Source organism: Sphingomonas sp. NPDC019816 (genome assembly GCF_050274375.1).
GTDB lineage: Bacteria > Pseudomonadota > Alphaproteobacteria > Sphingomonadales > Sphingomonadaceae > Sphingomonas.
On sequence record NZ_JBNNOB010000132.1, the window covers coordinates 1 to 10,468 of the forward strand.

The window sequence follows — 10,468 nt, forward strand, 5'->3', positions numbered from 1 at the left end:
AAACCGGACATCGCATTCCATCCTCCCTGTTCCAAATCACCAGAACGAAGAAGAACCCGAAAAGCAGCCACGGTGAACAGTCCCCCTGCAAGGGGAGGTGGCAGTCCGCAGGACTGACCGAGGGGTGTCGCCAATTGCGAGGTCATACCGCACTCACCAGCGGCGACACCCCTCTACCAGCTTCGCTGGTCCCCCTCCCCTTGCAGGGGAGGAATTGCAATGCTGTCACCATGACGAATCAGCCATTCCCCCTCGGCGCGACGCCGGTTTCCGGCGGCACCCGCTTCGCCGTGCGTTCGACCGCCGAGCGGGTGGAACTGTGCCTGCTCGACGGCCCCGACGAACGCCGAATCCCCATGACCCGCGATGGCGATGTGTGGAGCGCCACGGTCCCCGGCGCCGATCACCTTTATGGCTATCGAGCGCATGGGGCATACGACCCGTCACGCAATCTGTGGTTCGATCCCGCCAAGCTGCTGATCGATCCTTATGCCCGCGAACTCGACCGCCCCTTCGTGCAGTCGCCACGCCTCGGCACCTATGGCGAGGACACCGCCGACATCGTCCCCCGCGCCCGCGTGATCGCCCCGCCGACCGCCACCCCCGACCCGCCGCTGTTCCGGCCGGGCGGGCTGATATACGAGCTCAATGTGCGCGGCTTCACCATGCGCCACCCCGGCATTCCGCCGGCCCAGCGCGGCACGCTGGCGGCGCTGGCGCATCCGGCGGCGGTCGAACATCTGCACAAGCTGGGCGTGGCGGCGGTCGAGCTAATGCCGATCACCGCCGCGATCGACGAGCGGCATCTGCCGCCCCTGGGGCTGCGCAATGCCTGGGGCTATAATCCGGTCGTGCCGATGGCGCTTTGCCCGACGCGGGTGCCGGGCGGTGTCGCCGAACTGGTCGCGACGGTCGCGGTGCTGCGCGCGGCGGGAATCGGCGTCATCCTCGACCTCGTCTTCAATCATATGGGCGAAAGCGACGTGCAGGGCGGGACCCTGTCCTTTCGCGGGCTCGATCCCGACGTCTATGCCCGGACGATGGACGGCACGCTGATCAACGACGCCGGTACCGGCAACACGCTCGACGCCAGCCGCCCAAGCGTCCGCGCGATGATCCTCGACAGCCTGCGCCATTTCGCACGGGCCGGAGTGGATGGGTTCCGCTTCGACCTGGCCCCCGTGCTCGCGCGCGGACCGGGGTTCGACCGCGACGCTCCGATCTTCGCCGAGATCGCCGCCGATCCGATCCTCTCGACCCGCGTCATGATCGCCGAGCCTTGGGACATCGGCCCGGGCGGCTACCAGCTCGGCAACTTCCCCGAGCATTGGCTGGAGTGGAATGACCGATACCGCGATCAGGTCCGCCGCTTCTGGCGCGGAGACGGGCGCAGCGGCGATCTGGCGACGCGGATCGCGGGCTCGGCGGATGTCTTTACCGGCCCGTCCAGCCGCTCGGTCAATTTCGTCGCGGCGCATGACGGCTTTACCCTCGCCGACCTGACCGCCTATGCCGCCCGCCACAATCACGCCAATGGCGAGGACAATCGCGACGGGCATGGCGATGAAGTGTCATGGAACCACGACGTCGAAGGCTTGAGCGACGATCCCGTCATCGCCGCCGCGCGCACACGGTCGATCCGGGCGATGCTGACGACCCTGTTCCTGTCGCGCGGCACCCCGATGCTGACCGCCGGTGACGAGTTCGGCCGCAGCCAGCGGGGCAATAACAATGGCTATGCCCAGGATAACGAAACGACCTGGCTAGACTGGGAAAACCGCGACGAGGCGCTGGAGGATTTCGTCGCGGCGTTGAGCGCCTTTCGCCGGAGCACGCCGCTCGACTGGACGGCCTGGCTCACAGAGGCCGAATGGCGGACGCTGTCCGGTGATCTCATGGGGCCCGGCGATTGGGACGGCGATGGCTTTGCCGTGCATCTTCCGGCCGGTGCCGACAACCTGATCCTGCGCTTCGACCGGGCGCAAGGCGCATCCGCGCTCCGGGGCAAGGCGATCGCCAGCTAGGGCGTCGCCATCGGCCCCATCAGATTGTGGTTCAGATGCCCCATGATCCAGATCGACCCCAGCAGCACCAGCGCCACGATCAGCACACCGAACAGCAGCGCGAGCACGTTGTTGGTGTTGTCCGGCCCGGTCGTGATGTGGAGGAAGAAGACCAGATGCACCCCCATCTGCCCGATCGCCAGCGCGACCAGCGCGGCGGGTACGGCGGGTCCCCAGACGATGTCGAACTGGACGAGCGCGAAGGACGCCGCCGTCAGGATCGCGGCAGCCGCCAGTCCGACCGCATAGCTGCGGATGCCGCCGACGATCGAATCCCGCTCGGCATCCTCGCCGGGCGCGGTTTCGTCGCGGGCCATTTCCTCGGCCGGCCGCTCGCTCATCCACGCACTCCCATCAGATAGACCATGGTGAACAGCGCGACCCAGATGATGTCGAGCGCGTGCCAGAACAGGCTGAAGCACAGGATGCGGCGTAGAATGTCCTCACGAAACCCCTTGGCCCAGGCCTGCGCCATCATGGTGGTCAGCCAGAGCAGCCCAAGCGTCACGTGCAGGCCATGGCACCCGACCAGCGCGAAAAAGGCTGAGAGGAACGCGCTGCGCGCCGGGCCATGCCCCTCGCCGATCAGGTGAAGGAACTCATAGGCCTCCAGCGCCAGGAACCCGGCGCCCAGCAATCCGGTCGCCGCCATCGCGATCTGGAACCAGCGCATGTCGCGCGCCAGCGTCGCGATCCCCGCCAGTCCGCAGGCGAAGCTGGAGAGCAGCAGCAACGCCGTCTCGGCCTTCACCAGGGGCAGCTCGAACACATCCTTGCCCGACGGTCCGCCGGCGGTCGCATCCTTCAACACCGCATAGGCGGCAAAGAAACAGGCGAACAGGATGAAGTCGGAAAGCAGGAATATCCAGAAACCGTACGACACCACCACCCGCTTGGGCGCGGGGCCGTCCGGGTTGGGCTCGCTGCCCCGCCCCAGCTTGTTGGGGTCATGCTTCTGCGCGGTCTGGCTCACGACACGCCCTTGTTCATGACAGGGCCTCTTCGGGCAGATCGAGTAGCGTCGCCTTGCTGCGGCGGCGTGCCTGGTCGAGCCGTTCGACCTCCTCGACCGGGATTTCATACTCGGCCTTGTCGCGCCAGGCGAAGACGATGAAGGTGCCCCAGGCACCGAAGAAGCCTAGGATCACCAGCCACCAGATATGCCAGATCAGCGCGAACCCCATGGCGGTGGCGAAGAAGGCCGTGACGATCCCGGTCGGCGAGTTGCGGGGCATCTCGATGGCCTCGTAATCGGGACGATCGGACAGGCGGCGGTTTTCGCGCGCCTCCGCCTTGATACCCCAATAGGCCTCCTCGCCCTTCACATCGGGCAGCACCGCGAAGTTGAAGGCGGGCGGCGGGGAGCTTGTGATCCACTCCAGCGTGCGCCCGTCCCAGGGGTCGCCGCTCTCGTCGATCCGGTCCTTACGGGTCTTGATGGACACGTAGAGCATCATGACCTGGCAGGCGATGCCCGCCGCGATCAGCAGCGCGCCGACGCCCGCGACCAGCAGCCAGGGATGCCAGCCGGGCACGTCATAATGCTGCATCCGCCGCGTCATGCCCATCAAGCCCAGCACATAGAGCGGCATGAAGGCGACGTAGAAACCGCTGATCCACAGCCAGAAGGCGCGCTTGCCCCAGGTCTCGTCCAGCGTGAAGCCGAACATCTTGGGAAACCAGAAGGTGAAGCCCGCAAAGGCCCCGAACAGCACCCCGCCGATGATGACGTTATGGAAATGCGCGACCAGGAACAGCGAGTTGTGCAGCACGAAGTCAGCCGGCGGTACCGCCAGCATCACGCCGGTCATGCCGCCGATCACGAAGGTCACGATGAACCCGATCGACCACAGCATCATCGACGTATAACGGATGCGCCCGCCATACATGGTGAACAACCAGTTGAAGACCTTCACACCCGTCGGCACCGCGATGATCATCGTCGTGATGCCGAAGAAACCGTTCACATCGGCACCTGCTCCCATTGTGAAGAAATGGTGCAGCCAGACCATGAACGACAGGATGCAGATCACCATGGTCGCGATCACCATCGATCGGTAGCCGAACAAGGGCTTGGACGAGAAGGTCGAGATGATCTCCGAAAACACGCCGAACGCGGGCAGGATCAGGATATAGACTTCCGGGTGGCCCCAGGCCCAAATGAGGTTGACGAACATCATCTGGTTGCCGCCCGCCTCGGGCGTGAAGAAATGGAAGCCCAGATACCGGTCGAGGATCAGCATCGCCAGACATGCGGTCAGCACCGGAAAGGCCGCGACGATCAGCAGGTTGGAGGCCAGCGAGGTCCAGGTGAACATCGGCATCCGGCTGTATCCCATGCCCGGTGCGCGCATCTTCAAGATGGTGGTGACGAGGTTCACGCCGGACAGCAACGTTCCCATCCCCGATATCTGCAGCGCCCAGAGATAGTAATCGACGCCGACACCGGGTGAGAAGCGCAGTTCGGACAAGGGCGGATAGACCAGCCAGCCGGTCTTGGCGAATTCGCCGATGACCAGGCTCATATTGATGAGCAGCGCGCCGCTGCACGTCAGCCAGAAGCTGACCGAGTTGAGCGTCGGGAACGCCACGTCGCGCACGCCGAGTTGCAGCGGCACGACGAAATTCATCAACCCGATCATGAACGGCATCGCCACGAAGAAGATCATGATCGTACCATGCGCCGAGAAAATCTGGTCGTAGTGATCCGGCGGCAGATAGCCCTCATTGCCATAGGCGATCGCCTGTTGCGACCGCATCAGCAGCGCATCGGAAAAACCACGCAGCAGCATGACGCCCGCCAGCAGGCAGTACATGACACCGATCCGCTTATGGTCGACGCTCGTGATCCATTCGCTCCAGATGTAGGGCAGATGCCCGTGCCGCCAGACCCAGATGAAGACGCCCAGCAGCACCAGGCCGATGACGCCCGCCGACACCAGGGGCAGCGGTTCGTGGAACGGGATCGAGTCCCAGCCGAGCTTGCCGGTCAGGCTCATTGCTCGCGCCCGTCCTCGGCCCGTTCCGCCTCGGGCGCGCCGTTCCTCATGACGATCTGGTCGTAAAGGCCGGGCTGGAGCCGGGGATAGCTGGCGGGGCGGACATTGCGGCTGGGCCGGGCCATCGCGACGAATTCGTTCCAGTCGAGCGTCTTGCCCCGCCCTCCGCGCGCGGTCGCCACGAAGCGGTCGAAGCTCGCTTGCGGCACCGCATCGACGAAGAAGTCCATATCGGCAAAGCCCTCCCCGCTATAATGCGCCGACAGCCCGCGATAGCGCCCGGCCTTGTCGGCGCGCAGGTGAAGCGTCGAATCCATCCCCGACATCGCATAGATCTGGCTGCCCAGCTGCGGTACGAAGAAGCTGTTCATGACGCCTGCCGAGGTGATGCGGAACCTGACCGGTGTCCCGACCGGCACGACCAGCCGGTTGATCGTAGCGATCCCCTGTTCGGGATAGAGGAACAGCCATTTCCAGTCGGTGGCGACGACCTCGACCGTCATCGTTCTGGCTTTGGACGCGATCGGCTTGGGCGGATCGAGGTCGTGGCTGCCGATCCAGGCGATGCCACCCAGGAACATGATCGCCAGCGCCGGGATCGACCAGACCAGCAGCTCCAGCCGCCCCGAATAGGCCCATTCGGGCAGATGCTTGGCACGACTGTTGCCAGCGCGGAACCACCAGCCGAACGCGAAGGCCAACGCGATCACCGGCACGACGATGGCCAGCATCACCGCCAGCGAATTGAAGAAGATGCTGCGCTCGCCCGCCGCGATCGGCCCGGCCGGGTTCAGAATACCCGGTTCGCAGGCCGCGAGGACCAGACAGGGGCCGAGGCGCGTAGAGTGCGCGAGACGATCGGCCAGGCGCTGTCTACGGACCATTGCCCCCTGAACGACAGGCAGGGGCTTTCGTTCCATGCATGAAATAGGGGATCAGGCCGCCAGTCGGGCGGGCTCCGCCTCTCCGTCGTCATTCGCCGATGCGCTTGGCCTGCGCGCCCGGACGGCGTCACGGCCGCTACGCCGCCGGAAATGGCGCAGGACCGGCAGGCGCGCGAGCATCGAGCGCGACACAAGTCCCGCCATCGCAAGTTCGACCAACCCACCCCATTCGAGGGTGGATACCAACGTCGCGATCTCCCCGACCGAACCGCCCATCCCCGCCAGCATGCGGATTTCATCGACCTCGAACCAGACGGCCAATCCGATCACGGCGACACCGCCCAGAATGATCGCCCATTGTCCCGGCGTCGTCCGATTGAGCAGCCGCGCGACGGGATCGACGGCCAGTCGCATCAGCCGATGACTGACCGGCAAGTCAGGATGGCACCGCAAAAGTATCAACGCTGCCATTATCCCCATTGCGAGCATCATCGGTGCAGCCACGCCATCCTCCCCGTGTTTCATTCCATCACATGGTGCGTCGTGATCATTTCGCCAATGGCATGGGGCATCGCCGCCGCCTATGTTCGCGCCATGACCGTCACTTTGCGCAGCGCCCTCTTCCTGCCCGCCTCCAACCCCCGCGCCATCGCCAAGGCGCGCCAGCTCGACAGCGATGCCGTGATCCTCGACCTGGAGGATGCGGTCGCGCCCGATGCGAAGGCGGCGGCGCGCGACATGGCGGTCGCGGCGGTGCGCGAAGGCGGCTTTGGCGAACGGGTGCTGGTGGTACGTACGAACGCGCTGGGGACGCCGTGGGCAAACGATGATCTGGCCGCGCTGGCCGATGCGCGACCCTCAGCGGTGCTGATCCCTAAAGTCGATGATGTCGCCACACTAGCGGCGGCACGGCGGGCGCTGGGGCCGGACGTGCCGCTCTGGGCGATGATCGAGACGTGTCGGGGCGTGTTGTCGCTTCCCGTACTCGCCGGGGCGGCGGCGGAGCTGGGCCTGACCTGCCTAGTCGCGGGGACCAACGACCTCGCCAAGGACATGCGCCTGCCCTCGCCCCCCTCACCGGACGTGCTGCGGCCGCTGCGCGTCCAGATCGTCGTCGCCGCGCGCGCGGTGGGCCTGATCGCGTTGGACGGCGTCTGCAACGCGCTCGACGCCCCCGATCGGCTGGCGGAGGAATGCGCCGAGGGGCGGCAATTGGGCTTTGACGGCAAGACGCTGATCCACCCCAACCAGATCGCCGCCGCGCATCAAGGCTTTGGCCCGGATGCGGCCGAAATCGCCTGGGCGCACAAGGTGGTCGCGGCGTTCGCCGAGCCCGCGCATGCCGGGCTGGGCGCGATCCGGCTCGACGGGCAGATGGTCGAGCGACTGCATCTCACCGAGGCGGAACGGGTGCTGGCAATCGCGAAAGCGGACTAAATCCATTCCTCCCCTCGCCGGGGAGGATGGGTCACAATTACCGCCCCACCCAGTCCGCCACCTGCTGCGCGACCTGGTTCGCCGCCTGGTTCAGTGCCGGGCCGACGCTGTCGGCATCGATCCGGCCGACCGGCACATGCGCCTCGAAGCGGCGCTTTTCGATCGCGGTCTGTCCGTTTCGCATCAACGAGGCGTCGAAGACCACCACCGCATCGCGGCGCACCGCGTCCATGCCGAACTGGCGCAACTCGCCCGCCAACCGGTCGCCACCGTCAACTACGGATTCGCGCGCCGACAGGACCACCCGCCCTTCGCGCGCGGTCAGCGTGTCCGACATCAGCCGCGCGAACAGGCGCGCCGGCGGCTCGGCCCATTGCGCGTCCTTCACATAGGCGATGCTGGTCGCGTCTTCCTGCACCGGCACCCGCGCGGTCGCCAGTTCCTGCGGCGTGGTCGGCACCTGGATGGTGATCGACTTGGCGCGGGCGGAGTCCTGCGTCTGACCAACGGCGGGGGCCGATTGCGCCTGGAGCGTCATCAGCGAGGGCGGCGGCTTGGCCCCGAAGCTGATGCACCCGGCCAGCGGAAGCGATGCGAGCATCACGATCAGCGGAGTCTTCATGACGGTCCTCATCGGCTTCCTCACTTGCCCTTATAGTCCGGCAGCTTCTGCTGCCCGATCAGCGACCCGGCGCCCTGCTGGTCGACCTTCTCGGCCACCGCCGACAACGACTGGGTCATGACGCGCAGGTCCTTCACCAGGCGATCCACCTCGGGCACGGTCTGCTTCGAGAAGGTCTGGAGACCTGGCCGCGCATCACCGATCGCGGAGTTCAGCGTGTCCGCGCTTTTCTGCGCCGAGGCGATGGCCCGGTTCAGATTGGCCATGGTCGGCTTGACCTCGTCGGCGAGGATGCCGTTGGTGGTCGCCGCCAGCTGACCGATCGACTGCGCCGCATCGCCCGCCTGCTGGATCGCCACGCGGGTCTGCGCCAGCGTCGCGGCGATCTCCGGCCCGCGATCGGCGAGCGCGTCGGTCAGGCGGTTGGTGTTCTCGAGGATGCCCGCGATCGACGCCTGATTGCGATCGGACAGCAGCCCGGTCAGCCGTTCGGTCAGCGTCGACAGCCGTTCCAGCAGCTGCGGCGCGGAGTTCAGGATCGCTCCGATGCCGCCCTGCTTGGTCGGGATGACCGGCACGCCATACGGACAGACGGTGCGGTTCTCGGGCTGCGGACAGGCGATCGGCGGCGCGCCTTTCCGCGCGCCATCCAGCGAGATGGTGCTGGTGCCGGTGAAGCTGGCCGAGATCGACGCGGTCGTCCCCTGAAGGATCGGCGTCTGGTCATTGACCGAGACGCGCACGCGCACGAACTGCGGATCGGGCCGCCACAGCGCGATCTCCTTCACCTGGCCCGAGGGCACGCCCGAATAGGTGACCGCCGACCCCTTGGCCAGGCCGTCTACCGACTGGCGGAAGAAGATGTCATATTCCTTCTCCGACGTACCACCCAGCCGGGCGATCCAGACGGTGAAGATGGCCAGCACCGCGAGCAGGATCAGCACGACGGAGCCGACAAGGACGTGGTTCGAACGGGTTTCCATCAGCGTGTCCCTGCTTCGCCTCTCGCATGGGCATCGGCCGCACTCCCCTGGCTATGCTGGCCGGTGGCGTGGGCTTCGACTTCGGTGGGGTGGCGCGCCGCGTCCGTGTCCGCCGAACGCGGCGCCATGCCGGCGGCCCCGTCCTTGGCGGCGACGGCGGCGCGACCGCGCGGTCCCTTGAAATATTCCTCGATCCACGGATGGTCGAGCGCGATCAACTCGTCGATCGTGCCCACCGCGATGACCTTCTTGTCGGCCAGCACCGCCACGCGGTCGCAAATGGCGTAGAGCGTGTCGAGGTCATGGGTGATGAGAAAGACGGTCAGCCCCAATGTTCTCTGGAGCGACTTGATGAGCTGGTCGAACGCCGCCGCGCCGATCGGGTCGAGGCCGGCGGTCGGCTCGTCGAGGAACAACAGCTCCGGGTCGAGCGCCAGCGCGCGCGCCAAGCCGGCGCGCTTCTTCATGCCGCCCGACAGTTCGGCGGGATATTTGGGCCCCGCGTCCGCCGGCAGGCCGGTCATCACGACCTTGTAGGACGCGATCTCGTCCATCAGCGCTTGGGGCAGATCGCGGTAGAATTCGCGCAACGGCACCGCGACATTCTCGGCGACGGTCAAGGTCGAGAACAGCGCGCCGCCCTGGAACAGCACGCCCCAGCGCTTGCGCACCTCGGTCGCCTCGGTCGCCTCGCGGCCGATCGTCGGCTCGCCGAAGACGGTGATCTCGCCATGGTCGGGGGTCTGGAGCCCGATGATCGTGCGCATCAGCACCGATTTGCCGGTGCCCGACCCGCCGACCACGCCCAGGATCTCGCCCTTGCGCACGTCGAGGTCGAGCCCGTCATGGATGACCTGCTCGCCAAAGCTGTTGCGCAGACCCCGGACCTGGATCAGATGTTCGTCCTGCTCGGCCATCAGTCCCATCCGAGCCAAGTGAAGAAGACCGCGAAGAAGGCGTCGAGCACGATCACAAGGAAAATCGCCTGCACCACCGCCGCCGTGGTGCGCAGGCCGACCTGCTCGGCATCTGACTTCACCTGCATCCCCTGGAAACAGCCCGCGATCGCGATGATCGCGCCGAAGACGGGGGCCTTGATCAGGCCGACATACAGGTCGGTGATCGGCACCACTTCGCGGATGCGGGCGATGAAGGTGACCGGCGGGATGCCCAGCGACACCGCCGCCAGGAAACAGCCGCCGATCATCGCGATCAGCGACGAATAGAAACCGAGCAGCGGCATCAGCGTGACCGCCGCGATGGTACGCGGCACGACCAGCGCCTCCATCGGCGACACGCCGATCACGCGCATCGCGTCGATCTCCTCGGTCAGCTTCATCGTGCCGAGCTGCGCCGCGAAGGCCGATCCCGAGCGCCCGGCGACCATGATCGCGGTCATCAGCACGCCCAGTTCGCGAAGCGTCAGCCGACCGACCAGGTTGATCGTGAACACCTCCGCGCCGAACTGGCGCAGCTGCAC

The 10,468-nt window shown here is 66.3% G+C and carries 11 protein-coding genes; 2 read left to right on the forward strand and 9 right to left on the reverse strand.

The window, feature by feature from the left end; genetic code table 11:
* Positions 1 to 230 precede the first annotated feature (230 nt).
* Positions 231 to 2,024: a glycogen debranching protein GlgX gene (glgX, locus tag ACQKJZ_RS15665; RefSeq protein ID WP_427732187.1), complete on the forward strand. Its 1,794-nt coding sequence runs from the start codon at positions 231 to 233 to the stop codon at positions 2,022 to 2,024.
* Here the strand turns inward: glgX and cyoD are convergent.
* Genes cyoD through ACQKJZ_RS15690 form a run of 5 tightly spaced genes read right to left on the reverse strand, consistent with a single transcriptional unit; the run spans position 2,021 to position 6,360 of the window.
* Complete coding sequence (gene cyoD / locus ACQKJZ_RS15670) at positions 2,021 to 2,404, reverse strand: cytochrome o ubiquinol oxidase subunit IV (protein ID WP_312487943.1); 384 nt, start codon at positions 2,402 to 2,404, stop codon at positions 2,021 to 2,023. The genes glgX and cyoD overlap by 4 nt on opposite strands.
* On the reverse strand, positions 2,401 to 3,036 hold the full coding sequence (gene cyoC / locus ACQKJZ_RS15675) for a cytochrome o ubiquinol oxidase subunit III (protein ID WP_312487945.1): 636 nt from the start codon (positions 3,034 to 3,036) through the stop codon (positions 2,401 to 2,403). The genes cyoD and cyoC overlap by 4 nt, the downstream gene beginning before the upstream one ends.
* A gap of 13 nt (positions 3,037 to 3,049) precedes the next feature.
* Positions 3,050 to 5,062 carry a cytochrome o ubiquinol oxidase subunit I gene (gene cyoB / locus ACQKJZ_RS15680; RefSeq protein ID WP_427732189.1) on the reverse strand — a complete coding sequence of 671 codons (2,013 nt, stop codon included), beginning with the start codon at positions 5,060 to 5,062 and terminating at the stop codon, positions 3,050 to 3,052.
* Complete coding sequence (gene cyoA / locus ACQKJZ_RS15685) at positions 5,059 to 5,946, reverse strand: ubiquinol oxidase subunit II (protein WP_427732191.1); 888 nt, start codon at positions 5,944 to 5,946, stop codon at positions 5,059 to 5,061. The genes cyoB and cyoA overlap by 4 nt, the downstream gene beginning before the upstream one ends.
* 51 nt (positions 5,947 to 5,997) lie before the next feature.
* A complete protein-coding gene (locus tag ACQKJZ_RS15690; RefSeq protein WP_427732193.1) occupies positions 5,998 to 6,360 on the reverse strand; it encodes a hypothetical protein in 363 nt (120 codons plus the stop codon).
* 180 nt (positions 6,361 to 6,540) lie between these two features.
* Between ACQKJZ_RS15690 and ACQKJZ_RS15695 the strand changes: the two genes are divergently transcribed.
* Entirely contained in the window at positions 6,541 to 7,383 is an 843-nt protein-coding gene (locus tag ACQKJZ_RS15695) for an HpcH/HpaI aldolase/citrate lyase family protein (protein ID WP_427732198.1), read from the forward strand.
* A gap of 37 nt (positions 7,384 to 7,420) precedes the next feature.
* Here the strand turns inward: ACQKJZ_RS15695 and ACQKJZ_RS15700 are convergent, their stop codons facing one another.
* The 4 genes from ACQKJZ_RS15700 to ACQKJZ_RS15715 form a co-directional block, all read right to left on the reverse strand.
* On the reverse strand, positions 7,421 to 8,005 hold the full coding sequence (locus ACQKJZ_RS15700; protein WP_312487950.1) for an ABC-type transport auxiliary lipoprotein family protein: 585 nt from the start codon (positions 8,003 to 8,005) through the stop codon (positions 7,421 to 7,423).
* Between the two features lie 20 nt (positions 8,006 to 8,025).
* On the reverse strand, positions 8,026 to 8,988 hold the full coding sequence (locus tag ACQKJZ_RS15705) for an MlaD family protein (RefSeq protein WP_312487951.1): 963 nt from the start codon (positions 8,986 to 8,988) through the stop codon (positions 8,026 to 8,028).
* A complete protein-coding gene (locus tag ACQKJZ_RS15710) occupies positions 8,988 to 9,905 on the reverse strand; it encodes an ABC transporter ATP-binding protein (RefSeq protein WP_312487953.1) in 918 nt (305 codons plus the stop codon). The genes ACQKJZ_RS15705 and ACQKJZ_RS15710 overlap by 1 nt, the downstream gene beginning before the upstream one ends.
* Positions 9,905 to 10,468: MlaE family ABC transporter permease (locus ACQKJZ_RS15715; RefSeq protein WP_427732196.1), on the reverse strand; the 564-nt coding region annotated here is incomplete at its 5' end. The genes ACQKJZ_RS15715 and ACQKJZ_RS15710, both read right to left, overlap by 1 nt.

Excerpts from the sequence above, each read along its gene's own strand:
- glgX (WP_427732187.1), top strand. The coding sequence starts at position 231 with ATGACGAATCAGCCATTCCCCCTCGGCGCGACGCCGGTTTCCGGCGGC.
- cyoD (WP_312487943.1), bottom strand. The coding sequence starts at position 2,404 with ATGAGCGAGCGGCCGGCCGAGGAAATGGCCCGCGACGAAACCGCGCCC.
- cyoB (WP_427732189.1), bottom strand. The coding sequence starts at position 5,062 with ATGAGCCTGACCGGCAAGCTCGGCTGGGACTCGATCCCGTTCCACGAA.
- cyoA (WP_427732191.1), bottom strand. The coding sequence starts at position 5,946 with ATGGTCCGTAGACAGCGCCTGGCCGATCGTCTCGCGCACTCTACGCGC.
- ACQKJZ_RS15690 (WP_427732193.1), bottom strand. The coding sequence starts at position 6,360 with ATGCGACTGGCCGTCGATCCCGTCGCGCGGCTGCTCAATCGGACGACG.
- ACQKJZ_RS15695 (WP_427732198.1), top strand. The coding sequence starts at position 6,541 with ATGACCGTCACTTTGCGCAGCGCCCTCTTCCTGCCCGCCTCCAACCCC.
- ACQKJZ_RS15700 (WP_312487950.1), bottom strand. The coding sequence starts at position 8,005 with ATGAAGACTCCGCTGATCGTGATGCTCGCATCGCTTCCGCTGGCCGGG.
- ACQKJZ_RS15705 (WP_312487951.1), bottom strand. The coding sequence starts at position 8,988 with ATGGAAACCCGTTCGAACCACGTCCTTGTCGGCTCCGTCGTGCTGATC.
- ACQKJZ_RS15710 (WP_312487953.1), bottom strand. The coding sequence starts at position 9,905 with ATGGCCGAGCAGGACGAACATCTGATCCAGGTCCGGGGTCTGCGCAAC.